Genomic DNA, 22,155 nt, shown 5'->3' with positions numbered 1-22,155 from the left:
TGGCGCTGACGGGTCGACCGCCAGGGCAACGCCTTCACTCACGAGCGGCTTCCTGCCGCCGCAGGACGCGGGTGTCCCCCGCCGTGCGCCATTCTGGAGCGTGTGCAGGACCGATTCCGGTTCGAAGAGCAACGGCGTCGTCTTGGTGAGGTGCCCCATCGGCAAGCCCAGCGGATCAACTCTGGCCACGTGGCTGAGTGGTCTGGAAGTCGGTCGACTTGAGCGCGTCCTGGCGACTCGCCCGGATGCCGTGTCCCTGCCGGAGCCACGATCGTTCGGCGAACTCGCGGACCGCCTTCAGCGCCCGGCGTCGGTGGCACCGGTGCTGGCGGAGCTCGCGCTGCCACAGCTGCAGGTGGCTGAGGCGCTGGCGGCGTTGGGACCCGTACCACGTGCCGCTTTGGCCGACCTGCTTGACGTGACCGAAACGGAGACCGATCGCGGGCTGGACACGGCCCTGGAGACACTGGCCGATCACGCGCTCGTCTGGCCGGACGGCCAAGGGCTGCTCCACATGGCGGCGCCGTTGCGGCAGGCGTGGGATTCGCCGTTGGGGCTGGACGCGCCGCTCGCCCGGCTACTGGCGGACACGACCTCCGAGGAACTGCGGCGCATGCTGGTGGCCCTGGGCATCCCAGCTCCCGGCACCACCAAGAAAGATCGGCTGGCCACGCTGCTGGAACACCACAGTAATCCGGAGCGGGTGGCCGCGGTGGTCGCTTCAGCGCCTGCGGTCACTCGGAAACTGCTTGAGCAGCGAGCCCGTCACCAGCGTGAACAGAAGCAGGAACAGACAGAGTTCCTCATGCTCGGGGCCCGACGGGCCGACTCCCAACCGGGTGCACGGTGGGCGCTGGAGCGAGGACTCCTGGTCCAGGACCGGTACTCCGGGTACGGGCCCGCACGCATGCCGGCCGAGGTGACGCTCGCGCTGCGAGGGGCCGACTGGCACGCCCCGTTCGAGCCGTGCCCGCCCATCGTGCAGACGGTGTCCGTCACCGAGGCGGAGGTGGATCGGGAGGCGGCGGCAGCCGCCACGGCGTTCGCCGCCCACGCCGCCTCGGTTCTGGCGGCGTGCGCCGCGTCTCCGCCGGCCCGTCTGAAGTCCGGCGGGGTCGGGGCGCGTGAGCTGTCCCGGATCGGCAAGGCCACACAGTGCGACGACATCGTCGTACGCCTCGTCCTGGAGACGGCGTACGACGCCGGGCTGCTGGCCCGGGACGGTGACCGGGTCGCGGCGACGGAAGGCTACGACGCCTGGGCGGAGCGGGAACCGGCGGAGCAGCTCACCGCCCTTCTCCAGGCGTGGCGGACGCTGCCGCTGACCCCGACCCAGGCCCGCGACGGAGACGGCAAGGCGCTGCCCGCACTCGCCGGAACACCACCCTGTGGCGGCTGTGTGCAGGCCCGGGACGGGCTTCTCGCCGCGGCGGTGGCGCTCCCGGCGGACCAGGGGGTGCGGAGCCCAGTGGAACTGGGGCCGCTCGTCGCCTGGCACCGTCCGTTCACCCATCAACTCCCCCAGGACGCCACGCCCTTCGCCTCCGTGGTCCGCGAAGCAGAACTGCTCGGTGTGATTGCCCGCGGCTCCCTGTCCCGCATCGGTGCAGCCTTGCAGGCCGATGACGGGGAAGCACTGGCCGCGGCCAGTCGGCGGCTGCTGCCGACGGCCACCGGCACGGCCCGCTTCGGCGCGGACCTCACCGCCGTCGTCACGGGCACACCGTCAGCCCGCCTGGCCGCCCTGCTGGACGCCGTCGCAGACCGGGAAGCCGTCGGCACGGCATCCGTGTGGCGGTTCAGCCCGGGCAGCATCCGCGGCGCCCTGGACACCGGCCGTACACCCGACGCCATCACCGCCGACCTGGCCGATGTCGCCGTCGGCGCCCTCCCCCAGCCGCTGTCGTATCTGATCCACGACACCGCGCGCGCTCACGGCCGTGTGCGCATCGCCCCCGCGGCCTGCGTGATCCACGGCGAGGAACCCGCCCTTCTCGCCGAACTCGCCGCCCACCGGGGGCTCGCCGAGCTCGGGCTGCGGCAGCTGGCACCGACCGTGCTGGTCTGCGGGACTCCACTCGACAAGGCCCTTGCCGCGCTCCGGGCCGCAGGCTACGCCCCCGTCGCCGAGAAGGCCGACGGAACCGTGCGCGTCGAGAAGACCCGGCGCCGACGTGCCTCCGCCCCGGCTCCGACCCCACTCCCAGGCCAACGACGGCGGTCTGCGCCGACGGAGACCCCGGTGGACGTCGGCCTGAGCGCCCTGGCCGCCAGGCTGCGCGACGCCCCGCCGACACTTCCGGATCCCGACCCGTTCGGCACCGGGGTCCCCTACGGCACGGACACCGAGGAGATCGTCGCCGGGTACGCGAAGAACCTGACGTACAGCGATGTCCGCCAGCTCGCCCACGCCGTCGACGCGGGCACAGCCATCACGGTCGAGTACGTCGCCGCCTCGGGCAACCGGACCGTACGTACCCTCAGCGAGCTCGATCTCGACCCGCCCCATCTGTATGCCTGGTGCCATCTGCGCGAGGACGAACGGGTCTTCACCCTCTCCCGCATCCTCGGCGTCATGCCCGCGTAGCCCTCGGCCTGGCCCACCCCGTGCACGGGTCATTGTTCGACGAGCCGCCACTACGATCGCCGGTCATGGACTGGGTCGAGCGCACCGCGCAGCTGAGGCAGTGGACGAGGAGTGGGGTGCGGGCTCCGCACAAGCCGTTGCTGTTCCTGTACGCGCTCAGCCGGTTCCAGCAGGACGCCGACGGCGAGCTGCGGTACAGCGCGGTGGAGCATGACCTGCGGCGGCTGCTCGACGAGTACGGGCCCGGTAACCGGACGACGCCCGCTTATCCCTTCCATCACCTGGTGAGTGACGGAGTGTGGGAGGTGCGCACCGAGCGCGGGACGGGTAGCCCCGGGACCGGGGTCAGGGAGCTGCGGGCGACCGGGGCCGCCGGGCGGCTGACGCCGGAGCTGCGGGCGGCGCTACGGCGGGAGCCTTCCCTGCTCGGCCGGATGACTCGGGTGCTGCTCGATCTGAACTTCCCGCCCTCCCTCCACGGCGAGCTGTGCGAAGCCGTCGGCCTGGAACTGGAGGAGGCCGAGACCGGGCGGCTGTCAGCCGCGCGCAGGCAGCGGGACCGGCGGATGCGGGAGATGGTCCTGACAGCCTACGAGTACCAGTGCGCCTTCTGCGGGTACGACGGCAGGATCGGCGCGGTGCCGGTCGGGCTGGAGGCCGCCCATGTGCGCTGGTGGGCGTTCGACGGACCGGACGACATCGACAACGGGCTGTGCCTGTGCTCGCTGCACCACAAGCTCCTCGACAAGGGCGTTCTCGGCATCGGCGACGGCCACCGCATCCTGGTCTCGCAGAGCTTCGTCGGCCGCAGTACCGCCGCCCGCGAGCACGTCATCACGCTCGCCGGCCGTCCGGTCATAGGTCCCCAGCCGGGCGTCCGCCCCATCGCCGCCGCCCACCGCTCCTGGCACACCAGCCAGGTCTTCCACGGCAGCCCCCGCCACGACCGTCTGATCGCCGATCCGGTGGTCACATGAACGCACTGGTAAGGAGCGCGATACCAAGAGTATGGTCTCTTGTATGGCGACAAAGAAGGTAACGGTGACGATTCCCGAGGATCTCCTGGACGAGATCCGCGCGGAGGCGGCGGAGCGGGGCCTGTCGGCGTACGTCGCCGAGGCGCTGCGCTTCAAGCGCGACCGGGACCGGCTGCGGGAGCTGTCCGACTGGCTGCAGGAGGAACACGGCTCCCTCACCGAGGAGGAGCGCACGGCAGCGTTCGAGGAGTTGGAGGAGCTCGACGCCGAGCACGAGCGCCGTCGCGCCGCCGGAACGCACGGCGCGGGAGAGGCCGCGTGAAGAAGCGGGCCGGTGAGCCGGGGCAGCGACGACTTCGTGTCTTCGTGCTCGACTGCGAAGCCTTGTCCCTGGCCGTGCGCGGCGACCGGAAGATGATCGCATGGCTCGACCTCGCGGCCAGAGGTGAAGCCGAGGTCGTGACATCTCCGATGTCACTGATCGAGGCGTACGACGGCAGAACCACCGAGCAACGCTGGGACTGGGTGCTCTCGCGGCTCAGTGTCGCCGATATCGGAAAGGACGAGGCCCGCCAGGCCCGCCGCCTGCTGGCAGATGCCAAGCTGCACGGCCACAAGTACGCGATCGACGCGGTGCTCGCCGTCATCGCGCGCCAGCAGAAGGGGCAGGTCACTGTCTTCACCTCAGACGTGGACGACCTGGAGAAGCTGGTTCCGGAGTCGATCTTCGTCAAGAAGGTGTGACCCGGCAATCTGGTCTCACTTCTGGTCTCATTCCCCCGTCCAGAGCCGTTCATCAACCGTCCGGCTGTCGGCTCCGTCCCAGGTCAGAACGCCCCCGTCCCTCCCTGAACCCCCAGACGAACATTTGGAAAGCGTGTTGGGGGCAACCCCTCACGAGGTCGATGGTGACGAGCATGTCAGCGGCCCTCACCGGGTCCGGGAAGATACTGGTTGACCAGGTCCGCTGCGGTCTGAGCGTCGTCGACGGTGATGACGAAGTGTGTCCCCCGGACCAGTTCCAGCCACAGGGCGTCACCTTCGCGCAGGGAGAGCGCGCGCAGGCCCGGTTTCCACCGGTAGCCCCAGCCGCCGATCTCCATCGGCCGGGTCCAGCGTGCTGAGGCGTGGGTGATCCGCTCGGGAGGAATGGTGCGGCGCAGGAACGGGACGAGTGCGGAAGCGACCGTCACGCCGTGCGAGGACACGGTCACCTTGATGCCGCCCGTGACGAGGAACGCGGCCGCCGCGAGCAGGAGGACGAGGCTGACGGTGCGGTAGGAGGCATTGATGGCCGCGATGACGGCGAGGGCTATCGCCATGACCACGCCGACGGTGATCATCCATCTGCTGAACTGCGTGCGGTACCAGACGGTTCGCTTGCTGTGCTCGTGTGGATGGCTCACCGGTTCCTCCCGGGACAGGATGCGGCCGACGAGCACGATGGCGACGCCGAGGCTGAGTGCGATGACGAACTGGTAGACCGGCACGGTGACGTTGCGGCCGTCGACATGGGTCGCCATGCGTTTCGGCAGCGTGTGGCTTAACAGCAGCTGCCCTGCGCCCCAGGCTCGTCGGCCGGCGTTCCTGTGCTGGTCACACAATGCGCCACTCCAAGATGAAGTGTTCGCGTCAAATTAGAACAAGCCCCGCCTGGGACACAACAGCCATGATCCAGCCCTTCCCATCGGAATCACATCCTCCGCAAAACTCGCGGCACAGGGAGTCATGGCGACCACAACCCGGGCCCCTGCCGATGTAATCGATCGTCGTCAGGCGAGTATGACCGGCGCCCTGGTCTCAGATGGTGCACTCCCCATGATCCGGCGCAGATCAGGGGGAGCCCCCCTCGCCCGCCTCCTGCCGGACGGGCCCCCGCCCGCCGCGCCAGCGATCGGTTGGTACTGGCACCGGGCAGCAATCACCGACGAGCCGGTCCGCTCGTGGCGGTCTCCCGCAGCGGGACCGGTTGTTCCGGCCTTCAGGCGGTGTACGGCCCCGAGGAGCCACTGGCAGTGAGCCGACCACCGATTGCTGCGCGTCGGCAGGCCGGTCCAGGAGTGATCAGCAGTTGTGAAGCCACAGGCCCCGGAACGGTCTGGACGCCTCCGACGAAGGGGCCGAGGCCCTCATCGTCGCTCAGCTCTCCCAGCGGTGGCATCGATCTCCATCCGTGGGGAAGTCCGGCGGCGGGGCCGGCGAAAAATCTGTGGCTCTTCGCGGCAACCTTTTCGGCCTCTCGAACCACTCAGTCCTGTCCGGCCAAGTGGCCCGGTCAGATGCAACGGCTGAAAGAGAGCACAGGCGTGTCCCTGGAACGACAGCACAGACATGTCCCCGACCCACCCACGTCATCGGTGGCGTCCCGCGTCGGCGGCCGTCGTGCCGACGGCGGCGTTCACGGTGGTCGCCCGAAGCATCGTGGCCGTCGGTTGCTCGCGCGTCGGGGTCTCTGGGCGGGTCTCGCCATGGTGGCCGTGGCCGGCTCGGCTGTCGTGGTCAGCCAGGCTTCGGCGGAGCAGAAAACCCTGGATCTGAAGAAGTGGTACGTGCTGGTCAACCGCAACAGCGGCAAGGTGCTGGACGACCGCGGCTCCGCCAAGAACGACGGCGCGGCGGTGGTGCAGTGGAGCCGTCATGGCGGCCCCAACCAGCAGTGGCGGTTCATCGACGCGGGTGACGGGTACTACCGGCTGCAGAACCGGAACTCCGGCAAGGTGCTGGACGACCTCGGCTGGTCGAAGACCGCCGGCTCCGCCCTCGTGCAGTGGAAAGACCTGAAGGGCACCAACCAGCAGTTCAAACTGGCCAAGTCGTCGAACGGCTACGTGCGTCTGGTCAATCGCTTCAGTGGCATGGCTGTCGATGTCCGCAACGCCGCCAAGGCGGACGGGATCGGTGTCGTCCAGAACCGCGACCGGGGCGGCGCCACTCAGCAGTGGCAACTCGTCCCGGCCGGGAGCGTCGGCAGCGCCGGTACGCCCACCGCGCCGAGCAGCAGCGTTCCCACCAGCCAGGCTCCGAGCAGCTCGCACCCGTCGTCGGCGCCGTCTCCCGTTGCGGGTGGCGGAAGCTCGACGAAGCGTTTCATGGGCAGCAGCACGGTGCTTGTCGGCGGCTCGGTGTCCGACGCCTCGGCCGCCGCCGCGCCGTTCGACGTGCGGTACGCCTATGTGCACAGCCAGCCCGCGCCCTCGTCGGACTACTACACGGCTGCGCGCTGCCACGACGGGTGGTCGGGCTGGTGGGGCTGCTGGACCGGGAGCACCACGGCGCCCGGCACTTATGTGACCTATCGGGACACCGTGGCGGCCCAGGCGACGTACAAGGGCAGCCCGCGCCCGCAGAAGATGCTCTGGACCTGGTACTCGCTGCGCGACCTCGGGGATGCGGCAGGCCAGGGCGACGGCCCGGGCGAGGTCCAGGCCATCAACAGGACGGACCTGCTCACCCGGTACCTGAACGACTACCGCTTCTTCCTCCAGAAGATCGGCACGTCGCACGACGCGATCGACCTCGAACCCGACTTCTGGGGCTATGTCCGGTCGCTCGGCAATCCGCACCAGGTTCCCGCACAGGTCACGGCCTCGAATCCGACGGACTGCGGATCGCAGGAGAACAGCGCCACCGGCCTGGCCCAGTGCCTGATCTCGATGGCGCACAAGTACGCGCCGAACACCGCCGTGGGGCTGCACCTTTCCTGCTTCGACTGGCAGACCAACACACAGGCATGCGTCAAGGACTACGCGAACCTCGGGGCGAAGAACGCCGACTTCCTGGTCACCGATGTGTCGGACCGCGACGCGGGCTGGTACGCACAGCCGGCCCACGGCGGCAGTGACCACTTCTGGAACGACCAGAAGGCCGCCGCCGCGCTGCAGTTCTACAAGACGATGGCCGAGTCCGTGGGCAAGCCGGTGGTCCTGTGGCAGATCCCCGTGGGCAACATGGCACAGAACAACACCCTCAACCATTACAAGGACGACAAGGTGGACTGGTTCTTCGCACACATGGACCAGGTCGCGAACGCCCATGTCGCCGGGCTGCTCTTCGGGCCGGGGCAGCAGGAACAGACCACGGCCGAGACCGACGGCGGAAACCTGATCAACAAGACGATCGCGTACCACAACTCAGGTGGCACAGCGCTCAAGTAGGCGAAGGAAGACACGAATGCGCCCCCATCTTTCCGATGGGGGCGCATTCGTCATCTTCACGGAGCTGCGGGCTCCTCAGGTCGGCGCCGCCCACGCAGCACAGGATCAGGAGCACACCCATCTGCCGGACAAACCCCGCCGGGCCTCCGTCTGGTCCCCAGACGACGGGAACCCCACCCGATGCACGGATGGGGTTCCTCGAGGCGGTGAGTACCGGTCAGCGGGTGGAGGTGTCCACGCCGGATCGGGCGGGTCAGCGCTGGAGGGTGAGGACGCCCGGCCGCCACGGCAGCCGGTCGTAGGGGCCGCTCGCTGTGGGCGACTTGCCCTGGTAGAGGAACTGCAGGTGGCAGGGGTCGATGGTCATGGTCTGGTCGGGGTTGTCGCGGACCAGGTCACCGTGGCTGATGTCGTTGGTCCAGCCGGCACCGCTGTTGGCCTTGCCCGCGAAGGGGCTGGACTCGGTGGCGGCCTGCGGGGTCCAGGAACCGCTCAGGCTGGAGGCCGTGAACGAGCGGAAGTAGCGCTGCTCATTGGCACCCCGCGCCTCGACGATCATCAGGTACTGGTTCTGGCCCTGGACCTTGTAGACCTGCGGCGCCTCGAAGAGGTTCTTCACCGTGTCGCTCATGACCGTCGTGTACGACGAGCCGAAGCTGCCCGGGAAGTTCCCGATCGGCATGCTCGCCCGGTAGATCTTGCCGTTGTCGCCGGCGAAGAACAGGTACATGTTCTGGCCGTCGGCGATCAGGGTCTGGTCGATCGGGCCGGTGCTGGAGCCGGGGATGCTGCCGGTGAACAGCGGCTTCGGCGCGGACCAGCCGTTGGGGTCGGTGGGGTCGCTCGACGTGCGGTAGACGAAGGGCGACGCGCCCCACTGGGACGCCAGTACCCAGATGTTCTTGGGCGCGAAGTAGAACAGGGTGGGCGCCACCGCTTTCTGGCTCATGCCGGTCTGGCCGGCCGACACCATGTCCGCCCAGTTCGTGAAGGGCTTGAACATCATCGAGCCGTATCCCGATCCCGACACGCTCGACGCGTAGACCAGGTGCTTGCCGTTGTACGTCACGTCGGTGAAGTCCTTCACCGCGTCCCACCCGTTCGCCGGCTGCGCCAGCGGAGCCGTCGACGTCCACCGGTACGTCGACGGAAGAGCGCACGTGGCGCCCGTCGGCGTGGGCGTTGTCGGGGTCGACGTCCTGAAGTTCCAGTGCTGGTTGGCGCCGCCGGCCGAGTCCCAGATCTGGACGGGGGTGCCGTTGGCGGTCCGGCCGCCGGGGATCTCCAGCGCCCGGCCGCTGGCGACGTTGGTCAGCGTGTAGGAGCCGTCGCTGTTGCGGCGGGCCCGCCAGTGCTGGTTGGCGCCGCCGTTGGAGTCCCAGACCGTCATGCTCGTCCCGTTGGCCGTGCGGTTGCCCGGCTCGTCCAGGACCCGGCCGCTGGCGACATTGGTCAGCGTGTAGGAGCCGTCGCTGTTGCGGCCGGCCCGCCACTGCTGGTTGGAGGCACCACTGGCGTCCCACACCTGGAGCGGGGTGCCGTTGCCGTTCTGTCCCGCGGGCTCGTCGAGAACGCGTCCCGAAGCCGCGTTGGAGAGCGTGTAGACGGCGCCGGAGGTGAGTCCCCCGTCCGCCGAGCCCCCGCCGCTGCCGCTGCCGCCCAGGGCGGTGAGCACGGCGCCGTAGGCGGGCTTCTTGTTGCCGCCCGCGTCGAACAGCAGCGGGTTCTCACCGGTGCGCCACGAGTCGCTGTCCCTGATCCCCCATACCGTGATGCCCGTGCAACGGGCGACGTTCATGCAGGCCTGGACGGCGTTGGTGTACGCGGTCGCGGGCGCCTGGGCTATGTCGAGTTCGGTGATCTGGACGTCCACGCCGAGGGCGGCGAACTTGGACAGGGTTGTCTGGAAGCTGGGCGGTGGGCCGCCCGCGCCGAAGTGGCTCTGGAAGCCGACGCAGTCGATGGGCACGCCGCGGGACTTGAAGTCCTTGACCATCGCGTAGACGCCCTGCGTCTTGGCGTCGGTCCAGTTCTCGATGTTGTAGTCGTTGTAGCAGAGCTTGGCGGAGGGGTCGGCGTTCCGGGCGGTGCGGAAGGCCTCCTCGATGAAGCCGTTGCCCAGCACGTCCTGGAAGACCGAGCTGCGGTGCTGACCGCTACCGCCGTCGGCGAAGGCTTCGTTGACCACGTCCCAGGCGTAGACCTTGCCCTTGAAGTGGGTCATCTCCTGGGTGATGTGGTTGTCCATCACACTGCGCAGGGTGTTGGCGTCGGTGATGGACTTCACCCAGCCGGGCAGCTGTGAGTGCCACACCAGGGTGTGGCCGCGCATCCGCTGCCCGTGCGCGGTGGCGTGGCTGACGATCTGGTCGGCGGGGCCGAAGTTGAAGTTGCCGCGGGAGGGTTCGGTGGTGTCCCACTTCATCTCGTTCTCCGGGGTGATCATGTTGAATTCCCGGTCGAGAAGGGTGGAGTACGTCGAGTCGCCGAGCCTGCCCGAGGACACTGCCGTACCGAAGTAGCGGCCGCTGCCTGCTGCTGCAGCGGCGGCCGTGGTCGGCGTGCTGTTGGCCGGCGTACGGGCGGCCATGGCGACCAGCGGTACAGCGGCACCAGCGGCGGCGATGACCACGGCGGCGGCGAGCACGCGACGGGTGGCTGGACGGCGGCGATGAGAGCGGTTCTGATCTGACAACGGCATGTCCTTCAACGGCATGTCCTTCTGGCACGACGGGCCTTGATCCGGCCTCGGTTACCAGGCAGTTGCCGCCACGCATGCAAAGGTTGCCGCGATCGAGGGAGGATTCCTGCGCGGCCACCGTCATCTCCCCACGAACCCTCCCCGGACCGACGCGGAGCCGCCCGGACCCTGCGCGTCGACGCGGTAGCCGTCGCCCGCGGCACTGCGCACGCCGGTGCCGTTGTTGAACTGGGCGGCCATCTCATAGCTCCCGGCCGGCACGGTCAGGCCGGGTTTGAGAACCCAGCGGTAGACCAGCATGCCGTCGGCCTCCCGGGTGGTGATGGTGAAGTCATCGCTCGGCAGGGTCTGCCAGGTACCGGTCTTCTTCACCCCGCCGGTCTGCACGATCCGCATCTCGACCGTGAGCGCGGTGAGCGGCTGGGTCGTCTTGAGGACGAGGTTGCTCTGCGTCCAGTAGACGGTGCTTTGAGGGGCCACGGAGCCGGCCGACCACAGCGGACCGTTCTGGCTCTCACCGGCGGACGGTGACGGACCGGCGGTCGGCGGAGTCGCCTGCGAGCTGCCCGGGGTGGTGACCGGGGCCGGTGCGACAGGGATGGGGCGGGCCGGGGTCGGTTTCCGGGAGGTGGCGTCCGGGGACGGGGTGGCCGGCGTGGTCACCGTGGCCGACGGCGACGAGTGCGTGACGATGGCGGCGACGGCGAGGCCGCCGGTCGCCAGGATGCCGGCGGCGGCGAGCCCGGCGAGCGCGACCCTGGTACCGGACCGCGCGAACGGCCGCGCGCGGTGACGGACGGCGGGGCCGGCCATGCCGCGTTGCACCCGGGCCAGCATCCTCGCGCGGTCGGGCCGGTGGGCCTCGGCGGCCTCGCGCAGCTGACGGGCGATCTCCTCGTTCACCGGTTCCTCCTCCCTGCCATCAGGTCCCCGACTGCTCGCTCGCCCAGTATCCTTTTCAGCTCGGCCATTCCCTTCGAGGTCTGGCTCTTCACCGTTCCGACCGAGATGCCCAGCGCCTTTGCCGTGTCCTTCTCCGACAGGTCGAAGGCGTGCCGCAGCACCACACAGGCCCGCTTGCGGAACGGCAGCCGGGCAAGCGCCGCGCGGACGTCCAGTACGGCCGCCACGTCCGGCCCCTCCACCTTCTCGGGGCTGCGGGACCAGAACAGCGCGACCCGGAGTCGCTCGCGCACCGCGCTGCGGATGCGTCCCCGCGCCAGGTTGGCCACCACACCGCGGGCGTACGCGAGCGGGTGGTCGGCCTGCCGCAGTCGATCCCAGCGCTGCCACAGGGCGACCAGGGCATCCGCTGCGAGGTCGTCCGCCGCGTCGGCCTCACCGGTCAGGAGGTGGGCCAGACGGGCGAGTTCGGCATAGTGGCGTTCGAAGAATTCGTGGAACTCCGCGGACGCGTCATCGAGGACCATCCCCCGGTCGCCCTCTCCTGGCAATGATGTGCGCGTTAGTTGCGCGTTTAACAACAACGGGGGGCGCAGCCTAACAGTGCCCGGCCCGGGATTCGAACAGCGACCGTGCTCGGTTGCGGGCCGGTGAAGGCCGACCGGCGAACTGGTCAACGCCCGGCGCACTGGACGCCGGTCGGCTGCACCGTCCCGGTGAGGACGGTCAGGGCCGCGCACGCCGGCACACCGACGACCAGCAGCCCCAGGGGAGTGCCCGTGACCAGTCCGCGACTGCGCCACGGTTGCGGCGCGGCGTGCTTCGTTGCCCTCATGCCCGTCCATTCGGTAGTTCGGCTTGGCCTTCCGGCCCCCAGTTGCCGCAGAAGACGAGAAGGTTGCCGCCCCCGACGCTGATTTCTCGGCGACCGGTGCACCGCACGCATGGGATCCGAAGAACACCGGACACGGCGGCAACCTTTCCTTGCCGAGCGGCCACCTAGGAGCGCACCAACCACGGCGGGCGCAGTCGGCTGCACCACGCCGCCCCTGTTCACACACTCCGATCGGGAGCCCCAACGTGTCACCTGACGATCCGACGACCACCGAGCAGCCGATGCCTCGGGGCCGCACGCACCGCCGTAGCCGAACGCGCCGCCGCATCATGGCGGGTACGGTGGCGGCCCTGCTGGCCGGGGCCGGCGCGGGCGTCCTGGCGCTCAGCGCGAACGCCGCGCCGACCGTCGCCGTCACCGTCGATGCAGGCACCTCGCTGGGCACGGTGCCCAGCACCGGAGTCGGCCTCAACACGGCGGTCTACGACACCTACATGAACGACGCCAAGGCGGCGTCGCTGATGAAGGCGGCCGGGATCCGGCAGCTGCGCTTCCCCGGTGGCTCGGTCGCGGACGCCTACCACTGGAAGACCCACACCGTGACCGGCGGCAGCTGGGCCGCGCCGGGCACCGACTTCGACCACTTCATGGCCACCGCGAAGAAGGTCGGCGCCCAGCCGATCATCACCGCCAACTACGGTTCCGGCACCCCGCAGGAAGCCGCCGACTGGGTCAAGTACGCCAACGTCGACAAGGGCTACGGCGTGAAGTACTGGGAGATCGGCAACGAGGTCTCGGGCAACGGGTACTACGGCAGCAAATGGGAGGTCGACAACCACGCCGACAAAAGCCCGAGGGAGTACGCGAAGAACCTCCTCGCCTATGCGAAGGCGATGAAGGCCGTGGACCCGAAGGTGAAGATCGGCGCGGTGCTCAACACTCCGGGCTCCTGGCCGGACGGTGTGAAGGCCTCCGGCGACAGCGCGGACTGGAACCACACCGTGCTCTCCATCGCGGCCAAGTCGATCGACTTCGTGATCGTCCACTGGTACCCGGCCGGCGACAACACGGCGAGCCTGCTGAACTCCCCCGCCAGGATCGCCGGCACCGCCTCCGCGGTGCGCTCGCTGATCAACACCTACGCGGGCCCGCACGCCGCCTCGGTGAAGATCGCGATCACCGAGACCTCCACCGCCAATTCGGTGGCCCAGACCAGCCAGGCCGCGGCGCTGTTCGCGCCGGACACGTACATGAACTGGCTCGAGCAGGGAGTCGTCGGCGTCGACTGGTGGGACCTGCACAACGGGCCGGGCAAGCCCACCACCGTCCACGGCGAGACCGACTACCAGGACGGGGGCGTTCTCTCCGTCGGAGGCTGCTCCGGCGGGACCTGTGAACCGGCCCGCGAAACGCCCTTCTCCACCTACTGGGGCATCCGCTCGCTGACCGCACTCGCGCGGCCCGGCGACACCATGGTCAAGGCGTCCTCGGCCGACCTGTCGGTCGCCGTGCACGCGGTACGCACCGGCAACGGCGGCCTGAACGTCATGCTGATCAACAAGAACCCGCAGAACGCGTCGCAGGTGTCGCTCTCCTACACCGGATACACCCCCGCCCACGGAACGGTCAGGACCGTTTCGTACACCAAGGGCGGCACCGCCCTGGCCACGGCGACGCGGGGAACGGCGGCCGCACAGACACTGCCCCCTTACTCGATCACGACTCTCCAGCTGAAGCCGGCGTCGGCGGCCTCCCGCGCCGAAGCCCCGTCTCCCGCCCCCACTCCGACCGCCGCTGCGAAGGTCGCCCCCGCCTCCGGCACGATCGGCACCCGGGCGCAGGCCTCGGCAGCCGGCGTACCCGCCGGCCGGCCGGACCGGAGCGAAGCGGCCGGCGGCCTGGCTTCCACCGGCATGGGCAACGCCGTCGTGTACAGCGCCCTCGCCGGCCTGCTGGCCCTCGCCGCCGGATCGGTGCTGGTCCTTCGCATGCGCCGCAGCAGGGGTTCGCACGCCAGGTGAACCCCACGGGCCGCAGGCGTGGGACCACAGCCTCCGGCCCGGTCACCAAGCCCCCGGTCGTCGGACTGCGGTCACCTGCACGTCATTCGCAGACAACCCGAACGTCACCCTGCTGTCCGTAGGGTCGTCAGGTCGAATGTAAGGATGTCCTGTACCGCACCTACGGAGGTACGCCTCATGGGGCGGCCCGAGAGACCAGTGGACCCGACGGCCGGGCCCGTCCAACGGCTCGCGCACGAGCTGCGCGAGCTGCGCAAGGCGGCCGGCAGCCCCTCCTACCGGACGATGGCGAAGGCGGCAGGCTTCTCGGCGACCGCGCTGTCGCAGGCCGCCGCCGGTGAACGGCTGCCGTCCCTCGCCGTGGTCCAGGGCTATGGACGCGCCTGCGGGGGCGATCCCGCCGAGTGGGAGCTGCGCTGGAAGGCCGCCGAGGCGGCGGTGAACCAGGCCCCCGCGGAGAACGGCGAGGACGCACCGTCGCCGTATCGCGGTCTGGCCCGGTTCGAGCCGGACGACCGGCATGTGTTCTTCGGCCGCGACCGGATGGTCGACGAGGTCGGGCACCTGGTGTGCGAACACCGGTTCGCGGTGCTGTTCGGCCCCTCGGGGAGCGGGAAGTCGTCCCTGCTGCGGGCCGGGCTGGTCCCGCGGCTGCAGGAGGAGATCGCGGCGCGCGGTTGCCCGGCCGCCCTGCGGATCCTCACCCCCGGAGCCACGCCGGCCACGACGTACGGGCATCTGCTGAGCCCCGCCGATGACGAGCCGGAGAGCTGGGTGGTGGTGGATCAGTTCGAGGAGGTCTTCACCCTCTGCCGCGACCCGCAGGAACGTTCCCGATTCGTCGACCTGCTGCTCGCCGCCCGCGCCCCGGACAGCAGACTGCGCGTACTGGTCGCCGTGCGCGCCGACTTCTACGCCCGCTGCGCCGAACACCGCGGCCTCGCCGACGCGCTGCGCGGCGCCGGGCTGCTGCTCGGCCCGATGACGGCGGACGAGCTGCGGGAGGCGGTGGTCGGACCGGCGCAGGAGGCCGGATGCCGTGTGGAGCGGACGCTGACCGCCCGCCTGGTGGACGAGGTGCAGGGTGAACCCGGCGGGCTGCCGATGCTCTCGCACGCCCTGCTGGAGACCTGGCGCCGCCGCAGGGGCCGGATGCTCACCCTGGCCGGGTACGAGGCCGCCGGCGGAGTACGGGGCGCGATCGCGGCGACCGCGGAGGAGGTGTACGGCGGACTGTCCCCGGCCCAGGCGGGTGCCGCCCGGCGGGTGCTGCTGCGGATGGTCGAGCCGGGCCAGGGAACCCCCGACACCCGCCGCCCGCTCACCCGGGCCGAGCTGGAGGAGTGGGCGGATGCCGATGTGCGGGTGGTGGTGGAGCGGCTGACCCGGGCCCGGCTGCTGACCGCCGACGAGCACGGCGTCCAGCTCGCCCACGAGGCGCTGATCACCTGCTGGCCCCGGCTGCACGACTGGATCGAGGAGGACCGCGAACGCCTCCGTCACCACCGGATGCTCGCGGACGCGGCCCGCACCTGGCTGGAGCACGACCGCGACCCGGGCGATCTGTACCGGGGCAACCGGCTGGCCCGCGCCGAGGAGCTGTTCCCGGACCCGGCGGCCGACCTCGCGCTGACGGTGCCGGAGCGGGACTTCCTGTCCGCCGCGCTGGACGCCCGGGCCGCGGAGCACCGGGCCGCGGCCCATATCAGCCGCAGGCACCGCATCCTGACCGGATCGCTGTCCGCCGTCCTCGCGGTGGCGCTGCTGACGGCTCTCGCCGTCTGGCAGGCCTACGACGACAACCAGCGCCGGCGCACCCAGGAAGCGGCCCGCCAGGTCGCCGACGTTGCGGACGCGCTGCGCACCACCGACCCGCACACCGCGCTGCTGCTGGGCGCGGCCGCCTGGCGCGTCGCCGAGCTGCCCGAGACCCGCCGTGCCCTGCTCGGCTCCCTCGCCCAGCAGGAGACGGACACCTTCACCGACCCCGTGCCCGGCGATTCCGCCTGGCGTTCCCTCTCCGCCTCCGGCCGCACCCTGCTGAGCCCCGGCGACCGCACCTGGCGCACCTGGGACGTGAGAACGCACCGGCGCACCGGCTCGGGCCGGCTGCCGGACGGCATGGTCCTCGGGGCGAGCCCGGACAGCCGGGTGCTCGTGATCAGCGGCCACGACGGAATACGGCTGTGGGACACCGCCACCGGGCACCGGACCGGCGGCCCCGACCCGCTGCCGCAGGACACCGACGTCCACTTCACCGGCGACGACCGCACCTTCCTGAGCACCGAGGCCGACCGGCTGCGGCTGCGCTCGATCGCGGACGGCCGCGTGCTGTTCGAGGCCCCGGCACCGGGTATCACGGTCACGGCGCTCGGCGCGGACGGACGGCGCGCGGCCGTCTGCTCCGGCGGGCAGGCCCCGCAACTGTGGGACATCCCCGGTCGCCGTGCCCTGCCCGGCGACTGGCAGAAGGAGCGTCTGTGCGACGCGGACGCGAACACGACCGTCCTCGCGCTCGGCAAGGACCGGCTGGCCGCCGGCACCCGCACCGGGCTCCGGGTCTGGGACACCGGGACCGGCAAGCGGATCGCCGACCTTGGCGACGAGGTGCGCGACGCCTCCTTCAGTCCGGACGGCGCCTTCGTGGCGACGGCCGACCGCGAGGAGATCCAGGTGTGGCGTCTCGCGGCCCCCGAAGCGCCCGTCTTCCGGCACTCCCTGAACAACCAGCGCCCCTACAGCGGTCTGGCCTGGGACCGGGACGGCCGCACGCTGCGCTACCTGGAGGGCAGCACCGTCCACACCCTCGACCTCGGCCCGGCCCTCACCCCGGCCTGGCGCGCCTCCCCGGTGGACGCGGTCGGCTTCAGCCCCGACGGCCGTACGTACGCCACGGCCGAGCGATCCGGCAACCGCTACCTCTTCCGGCTCCGCGCCAGCGCCGACGGCCGGCTGCTGAGCACCCTGCCCCCGGTGGACGTGCCGGTCCCCCGCGATCCCGACCCGGGGATACCTGACGACCCCCTCGCTCTGCTGGCGTTCAGCCCGGACGGCACGGCGCTCGCGTACGGTGTCTCGGCGCCCGGCCGGGAGGTCGTCTCACAGTCGTTCACGGTGTGGGACCTCGCCCGTCACCGCGTCCGCTCCACGTTGGTCCTGCCCAAAGACCCGGTGGTGAAGACCGCTCTCGGACCCGGCGGGCGCACCCTGTACGCCGCCCGCGTCTCACTTCGGCCCGGCGGCGACCTGTACGGCGAGGCGTGGGACACCGCGGCCCGCCGCAGGACGGCGGTGCTGCGGGGGCTGGCCAGTGTCCACCTGGCCGTCCGCCCCGACGGCGGGCTGCTCGTCGGTGACGGACGGCTGGCCGGGCTGCCGTCGGCCGAGGTGGCGCGCCGCGACCTGGTGCAGGGTGAGCAGGTGGGCGCGGTGGGGTTCTCGGCCGACGGCTCGTTGCTCGCGGTCGGCGACCAGATGGGCCGGGTCGCCCTGTGGGACAGGACGGCGAGCCGGCGTGCCGGTGTGCTGCGCAACGTCTTCCCGGAGCCACTCGGTGACCGCCCGGAGGCGGTGAACGCGCTGGCCGTCAGCCCGGACGGCCGGACGCTGGCGGTGGGCGGCGACGCCGGCAGCCTGCAGTTGTGGGACGTGGCGACCCGCCAGCCCCTCGGCACCCCGCTGACCACGCCCGGCGACGCCGTCGAGTCCCTGGCCTTCTCACCCGACGGCACGACCCTGTACGCGTCAAGTGCGCACGTCCCGCTCCAGCGGTACGCCGTCGACCCCGCACGGGCGATCGCGCGGGTCTGCGCCCGGGCGGGCGGCGGCCTGACCCGGGAACAGTGGCGGACGTACGTGCCGGACGCGCCCTATCGGCGGGTGTGCGGGGTCAGTGCGGGAGCCGGGGGGTGATCTGCCGGGCCAGCGACACGAGGCGGTCGGCGTCCGTCGCCCCGTCGGTCTCCGCGAGGGTGAGCACCCAGGCCCTGGAACCCGCGCTCCACACCACGTAGGCGACGTTCTGCGGCGGCTGCAGCACCTGCACCGTCTCGCGGAAGGCGCCCTGCCCCAGCCCGTGGACCTCGGCGACTTTCACGTCGCGCATGCCCGCCGACGCGGGGTCGCGGACCAGGTTGTGCGAGGCGGAGAGTTCGGCGGCGTAGGAGCGGTCGGAGGGGTTGAGGGTCAGCAGGGCCGTCCCGTCGCCGGAGGCGTAGCTGCACGAGTCCGGAGCCTTGCCCTTGCCGGGTGCGAGGCGGGGGGCTTGCTTCGGGCCGGTCAGGACCTGCTGGGCGGCGGAGCGGTCGAGGACGGTGCACAGGTGAGAAGGCGGCAGGGTCCTGGGCGAGGAAGTGACGGCGGGGGTGACGGCGGGGCCGGGCGAGACGGTCTTCACCTGACCGGCCCCGGCCGGGGAAGCTCCGGCGGCGGCCGGGGACGCGCCGCCCGAGGAGCAGGAGGCCAGCACAGCGCACAGGAGGGCGGCGGCCGCGGGCAGGGCGGTGCGGGGGAGACGGCGGAGACGGCGCGGGTGCATGGCCGGGGTTCCTCAGGGGGTCGGAGGTCGAACGGGAAGGAGGCCCGGCCCCGGTGCAGGTGCAGGAACACCGGGGCCGGGCCGGCTTTTGGGCGTCACTTCCAGATGTTGTACGAGCCGTAGTCGTTGACCCTGAGGTTGGCCTGCCACGAACCCCACTGGTAGTTGCCGTCCCACCAGTACCGCTCCGAGCCGTGTTCGCAGCCGGAGTGGTCGGTGCGGAAGGCGCCGACGAAGGTGCCCTTCGTCCAGCGGCGCTCCACCACCTGGATCGGCTGGGCGTACTGGCCCGGGCTCAGGTTCGTGGTGAAGTTGAACGTGGTGGACGTGGACCCGTTGCGGCCGTAGGAGGGGGTGACGCTGGCGAGCACCTGGTTGAGCCACGGGACGGGGTTGCTGACGCTGACGCCGACCGACCACTGCCAGCCCGTCGTCTTCTGCTGCTGCCAGGCGTACTGGCAGCCGGGTGAGTTCGTGGGGCAGCGGAAGGTGGGGCCGCGCCACACCCAGTCCTGGAAGGTGTTGGCGGCCTGGGTCTGGGCCTTGGCCCAGGTGGTGTCGCCCTTGCGGATGTCGTAGCCGTCCGGCTTCCAGCACCAGGTGTCCGCCGAGGCGGAGCCGGGGGAGGCCAGCAGGATGAGCGGGGCGAGACCCAGGCTCAGCACCGGCGCCAGCCAGCGGCGGTGCTTGCTCTTCTTGGTCACTGTGGGCGCTGCTTCGGGGGTCGTCAGAGCGTGGGGGCGCACTTGGGTGGCTCCTTGCGGGGAATGAGGGGGGCTGGTCGTGCGAGCGGTGTGCGGCGGTCAGTGCCTGTTGACGACGATCACGTGGTACTGGTCCTGGGTCGAGCGCCAGTCGCCCCACCAGTCGTCGTTCCGGCTCCAGCCCTCGCAGCTCCCGCCGCGGAAGGCCGTCAGCGAGACCCGGTCGCTGTTGGAGAACCACACGCTCGGGTAGTAGCTCGTCTCCCCGGGCCGGCCGCCCGTGAGGCAGCGGTTCCACCGGTGGCCGTTGGGCTCGGTGACACTGATACGCCAGCTGTACGCGTCCACGCTCTGGTTGACGATCTCGACGCAGTCGGTGAAGACGGGGGAGTTGCAGGCGGGGTGGGGGAAGGGGCGCGGCGGCGGAAAGGTGGCGGCGTCGGCCCCGCCGGCGGCCAGGGTCAGCGACCCTCCCGCGAGGGCGACCACGGCCAAGGCGCCGGCGATTCTCTTACGGAGTGAACGGGACATGGCCCCGCTCCCTTCTGTCCGGTTGGGTTCGGGCACCACCGAATTTCCGGGGCGGGCGGTTGATCAGGCAGTCGGAACCGGGAAGTAATCAACGTCGGAGCCGCTGATCAATGAAGTTCCTCTTGATCGCGTGCTGGTGCGACAACTGTCTCATCGACTTGATCGAACGACTTAACCAAAGGACTAAGTCGCTACAATGGGAGCATGGCTCACGTCTCCGCGGCCGAACGCCGCCCTCAACTGATCAAAGCGGCCATCGACCTCATGACCAGGGAGGGCGTCGCAGCCGGAAGCACACGCGCCATCGCTGCCGAACTGGGCGTCGCACAGGCCACCGTGCACTACACGTTCGGCACGAAGGAAGAGCTCTACCGCGCCGTCATGGAGCAGCTCACCGAGGACCTGGTCGCCCAGGTCGAGCGGGCGGCACCCGAGGACGCCGGTTTCGAGGAGTCGATCGCGGCTCTCGCCGCCGCCCTGTGGCGCACCGTGGTTGAGCAGCCCACCAGCCACCAGCTGCTCACGGAGCTGTCCATGTTCGCTCTGCGCACTCCCGCCCTCAGCGAGGCCCTGCGCAGCCACTACGTGGGGATCGTGGACGTGACGACGAAGCTGGTGAACGAGGCCGCCGGACGCACCGGCCACCAGCTCGCCCAGCCGGCCGAGACGCTCGCGCGGTTCTTCCTCGCGGGGTTCGACGGACTGAGCATGCAGCACCTGTCACTGCCCGATCAGGCGGCTGAACAGGCCGCCCTCCAGGCGCTGGTCTCCGCGGTCGTGGCCCTGGCAGGCGGCCGACTGGACCTCGTGACCGTGCCCACGGACTGATCAGGACGTCCGCGTCTGTCCGGAAGTACGACCAAGGGCCGGGTCCCGGCTGACGGTCTTGCCGTCGACCCGGACCCGGCCCCTGCCCGGCGCCGGATGCTCTCAACCCGCCTCGGCGGCGGGCGACGGAGCCGGGGGACGCTCGGCGGAGGCAGCGGCACCTGCCACCGTCATCCTGAGCAGCGGCAGAGAGGCGATGAAAGTGCCGAGGGCCAGAAGGACGCTGAGTACACCGGCTCCCGCCGCGTCCAGGACGGCGCCGACGGCCAGTGGTCCGATGCCGGTGCCCAGCGCCCCCGCACCGCTGAGGGACGCGACCAGGCGCCCGGTCGGGTCGATGAGCGCGGCGGCGGCCAGCATCTGCACCAGGACGGCCAGTTGGCACCCCTGCCAGATCACGGCCGCGGCGATGAAGAGCACGGTGTCGTGGGTGGAGATCAGGACGGCCATCGCCAGGGCCTGTGCGGTGACGAAGGCGGCCATCGACCTCATGCGTCCGAAGCGGCGTGCGGCCACGGGGCCGACGACCGCGCCGAGCAGTGCCACGACGCTGGAGAGCGCGAGCACCGCCGACACGAGCGAGTCCGACATGGCGGTGTGCTGACGTCCCAGCACGGAGGCGTATGACCAGGCCCCCTGGGTGACGGCCCACAGGAGCGCCGTTCCGGCCAGCAGGATCACCGAAGGGCGGCCCGCGACGCCTTTGCCCTCCGCCCCGTCGCAGGCGCCACCGGAGGCCGGCGGCCCGTCCGGAAGCCGCCGCACGAGGGGCCAGGCGGCCAGGCAGCACAGCGCCATGAGGACGAACCCGGTGCCCTCCCCCAGATCGTGGTTGGCTGCGGGCACCGCCATGATCAGCAGCGCTGTCACCGCGACCGTCCCCGAGATGGTGACCGCGGACGCCTTGTCCGCGTCGTCGGTGGCGGCGAGCGCCGCTGTGGCCGCGGCGTAGACCGCACCGAGTCCAGCTCCCAGGACCAGGTTCGCCAGGATTAGGGTCACCGCGCCGGGCGCTGCCGTCGCGGCCAGGAAGCCGACTCCCGCGCAGGCGAGGCCGAGGCGGGTCAGCCCCACACGGCCCGGCCGCGCGGCCCGTCGGGCCAGCAACAGGGTCACGACGGCGGTCGCCAGCAGCTGGGTCGCGGCGACGAGTCCGGCACCGGAGTTGGACATGGCGAAGCGCGAGGCGAAGTCGTCGACGAAGACGGGCATCACATTCGCGCCGCCGTTGCCGAGCGTGACTCCGGCGATGAGCGCCACCGCGACACCGAAGGTTAGAACGGTGCCGCCGCGCGCCTTCACCGGCCGCTCCGCTGCAACGAGAACGAGGACGGGGACGGGGACGGGGACGGGGAGAGGAGGAGGGGTCCTCGGCGG

The 22,155-nt window shown here is 70.9% G+C and carries 17 protein-coding genes; 8 read left to right on the top strand and 9 right to left on the bottom strand.

The window, feature by feature from the left end; all coding sequences use genetic code 11:
* Window positions 1–145: 145 nt before the first annotated feature.
* The 4 genes from ACWCRD_RS36620 (at window position 146) to ACWCRD_RS36605 (ending at window position 4,308) form a co-directional block, all read left to right on the top strand.
* Window positions 146–2,587 (top strand): helicase-associated domain-containing protein, encoded by a 2,442-nt coding sequence (locus ACWCRD_RS36620; protein WP_450970031.1) that lies wholly within the window; start codon window positions 146–148, stop codon window positions 2,585–2,587.
* Window positions 2,588–2,652: 65 nt separating this feature from the next.
* Complete coding sequence (locus ACWCRD_RS36615) at window positions 2,653–3,564, top strand: phosphorothioated DNA-binding restriction endonuclease (RefSeq protein WP_450970030.1); 912 nt, start codon at window positions 2,653–2,655, stop codon at window positions 3,562–3,564.
* 43 nt (window positions 3,565–3,607) lie between these two features.
* Complete coding sequence (locus tag ACWCRD_RS36610; protein WP_450970029.1) at window positions 3,608–3,886, top strand: CopG family transcriptional regulator; 279 nt, start codon at window positions 3,608–3,610, stop codon at window positions 3,884–3,886.
* Window positions 3,883–4,308: a hypothetical protein gene (locus ACWCRD_RS36605; RefSeq protein WP_450970028.1), complete on the top strand. Its 426-nt coding sequence runs from the start codon at window positions 3,883–3,885 to the stop codon at window positions 4,306–4,308. Before ACWCRD_RS36610 ends, ACWCRD_RS36605 begins: the two co-directional genes overlap by 4 nt.
* 176 nt (window positions 4,309–4,484) lie before the next feature.
* On the opposite strand, the gene ACWCRD_RS36600 is transcribed toward ACWCRD_RS36605, so the two are convergent.
* A complete protein-coding gene (locus ACWCRD_RS36600) occupies window positions 4,485–5,087 on the bottom strand; it encodes a hypothetical protein (RefSeq protein ID WP_450970027.1) in 603 nt (200 codons plus the stop codon).
* A 945-nt stretch (window positions 5,088–6,032) separates the two neighbouring features.
* Here ACWCRD_RS36600 and ACWCRD_RS36595 point away from each other — a divergent pair.
* Complete coding sequence (locus ACWCRD_RS36595; protein WP_450970026.1) at window positions 6,033–7,718, top strand: RICIN domain-containing protein; 1,686 nt, start codon at window positions 6,033–6,035, stop codon at window positions 7,716–7,718.
* Window positions 7,719–7,971: 253 nt separating this feature from the next.
* On the opposite strand, the gene ACWCRD_RS36590 is transcribed toward ACWCRD_RS36595, so the two are convergent.
* From ACWCRD_RS36590 to ACWCRD_RS36575, 4 genes are all read right to left on the bottom strand, one after another.
* Window positions 7,972–10,419, bottom strand: coding sequence for a non-reducing end alpha-L-arabinofuranosidase family hydrolase (locus ACWCRD_RS36590; RefSeq protein WP_450970025.1), 2,448 nt, complete (start codon window positions 10,417–10,419; stop codon window positions 7,972–7,974).
* Between the two features lie 120 nt (window positions 10,420–10,539).
* Entirely contained in the window at window positions 10,540–11,322 is a 783-nt protein-coding gene (locus ACWCRD_RS36585; protein ID WP_450970024.1) for a hypothetical protein, read from the bottom strand.
* A complete protein-coding gene (locus tag ACWCRD_RS36580; RefSeq protein ID WP_450970023.1) occupies window positions 11,319–11,849 on the bottom strand; it encodes a SigE family RNA polymerase sigma factor in 531 nt (176 codons plus the stop codon). Before ACWCRD_RS36580 ends, ACWCRD_RS36585 begins: the two co-directional genes overlap by 4 nt.
* 146 nt (window positions 11,850–11,995) lie before the next feature.
* On the bottom strand, window positions 11,996–12,157 hold the full coding sequence (locus ACWCRD_RS36575) for a hypothetical protein (RefSeq protein ID WP_450970022.1): 162 nt from the start codon (window positions 12,155–12,157) through the stop codon (window positions 11,996–11,998).
* A 245-nt stretch (window positions 12,158–12,402) separates the two neighbouring features.
* Here ACWCRD_RS36575 and ACWCRD_RS36570 point away from each other — a divergent pair, with 245 nt between their 5' ends.
* Together ACWCRD_RS36570 and ACWCRD_RS36565 are read left to right on the top strand one after the other, a co-directional pair.
* A complete protein-coding gene (locus ACWCRD_RS36570; protein WP_450970021.1) occupies window positions 12,403–14,178 on the top strand; it encodes an LPXTG cell wall anchor domain-containing protein in 1,776 nt (591 codons plus the stop codon).
* 177 nt (window positions 14,179–14,355) lie between these two features.
* Complete coding sequence (locus ACWCRD_RS36565; RefSeq protein WP_450970020.1) at window positions 14,356–18,090, top strand: nSTAND1 domain-containing NTPase; 3,735 nt, start codon at window positions 14,356–14,358, stop codon at window positions 18,088–18,090.
* On the opposite strand, the gene ACWCRD_RS36560 is transcribed toward ACWCRD_RS36565, so the two are convergent.
* The 3 genes from ACWCRD_RS36560 to ACWCRD_RS36550 all read right to left on the bottom strand — a co-directional run bounded on the left by ACWCRD_RS36560 (window position 18,068) and on the right by ACWCRD_RS36550 (window position 19,950).
* Window positions 18,068–18,715 (bottom strand): hypothetical protein, encoded by a 648-nt coding sequence (locus ACWCRD_RS36560; RefSeq protein ID WP_450970019.1) that lies wholly within the window; start codon window positions 18,713–18,715, stop codon window positions 18,068–18,070. The genes ACWCRD_RS36565 and ACWCRD_RS36560 overlap by 23 nt on opposite strands.
* 95 nt (window positions 18,716–18,810) lie before the next feature.
* A complete protein-coding gene (locus ACWCRD_RS36555; protein WP_450970018.1) occupies window positions 18,811–19,461 on the bottom strand; it encodes a hypothetical protein in 651 nt (216 codons plus the stop codon).
* Between the two features lie 57 nt (window positions 19,462–19,518).
* A complete protein-coding gene (locus ACWCRD_RS36550) occupies window positions 19,519–19,950 on the bottom strand; it encodes a hypothetical protein (protein ID WP_450970017.1) in 432 nt (143 codons plus the stop codon).
* Between the two features lie 204 nt (window positions 19,951–20,154).
* Between ACWCRD_RS36550 and ACWCRD_RS36545 the strand changes: the two genes are divergently transcribed.
* Window positions 20,155–20,778, top strand: coding sequence for a TetR/AcrR family transcriptional regulator (locus ACWCRD_RS36545; RefSeq protein ID WP_450970016.1), 624 nt, complete (start codon window positions 20,155–20,157; stop codon window positions 20,776–20,778).
* A 102-nt stretch (window positions 20,779–20,880) separates the two neighbouring features.
* Here the strand turns inward: ACWCRD_RS36545 and ACWCRD_RS36540 are convergent, their stop codons facing one another.
* Window positions 20,881–22,080, bottom strand: a complete 1,200-nt coding sequence (locus ACWCRD_RS36540; RefSeq protein ID WP_450970015.1) for an MFS transporter — start codon at window positions 22,078–22,080, stop codon at window positions 20,881–20,883.
* Window positions 22,081–22,155: the final 75 nt, after the last annotated feature.

Source organism: Streptomyces sp. NPDC002092 (genome assembly GCF_053593775.1).
Note: the sequence above shows the minus strand (reverse complement) of the source record. Positions and strands in the feature narration are given on the sequence as shown.

Excerpts from the sequence above, each read along its gene's own strand:
- ACWCRD_RS36615 (WP_450970030.1), top strand. The coding sequence starts at position 2,653 with ATGGACTGGGTCGAGCGCACCGCGCAGCTGAGGCAGTGGACGAGGAGT.
- ACWCRD_RS36610 (WP_450970029.1), top strand. The coding sequence starts at position 3,608 with ATGGCGACAAAGAAGGTAACGGTGACGATTCCCGAGGATCTCCTGGAC.
- ACWCRD_RS36600 (WP_450970027.1), bottom strand. The coding sequence starts at position 5,087 with ATGGCGACCCATGTCGACGGCCGCAACGTCACCGTGCCGGTCTACCAG.
- ACWCRD_RS36595 (WP_450970026.1), top strand. The coding sequence starts at position 6,033 with ATGGTGGCCGTGGCCGGCTCGGCTGTCGTGGTCAGCCAGGCTTCGGCG.
- ACWCRD_RS36590 (WP_450970025.1), bottom strand. The coding sequence starts at position 10,419 with ATGCCGTTGTCAGATCAGAACCGCTCTCATCGCCGCCGTCCAGCCACC.
- ACWCRD_RS36580 (WP_450970023.1), bottom strand. The coding sequence starts at position 11,849 with ATGGTCCTCGATGACGCGTCCGCGGAGTTCCACGAATTCTTCGAACGC.
- ACWCRD_RS36575 (WP_450970022.1), bottom strand. The coding sequence starts at position 12,157 with ATGAGGGCAACGAAGCACGCCGCGCCGCAACCGTGGCGCAGTCGCGGA.
- ACWCRD_RS36565 (WP_450970020.1), top strand. The coding sequence starts at position 14,356 with ATGGGGCGGCCCGAGAGACCAGTGGACCCGACGGCCGGGCCCGTCCAA.
- ACWCRD_RS36560 (WP_450970019.1), bottom strand. The coding sequence starts at position 18,715 with ATGCACCCGCGCCGTCTCCGCCGTCTCCCCCGCACCGCCCTGCCCGCG.
- ACWCRD_RS36550 (WP_450970017.1), bottom strand. The coding sequence starts at position 19,950 with ATGTCCCGTTCACTCCGTAAGAGAATCGCCGGCGCCTTGGCCGTGGTC.
- ACWCRD_RS36545 (WP_450970016.1), top strand. The coding sequence starts at position 20,155 with ATGGCTCACGTCTCCGCGGCCGAACGCCGCCCTCAACTGATCAAAGCG.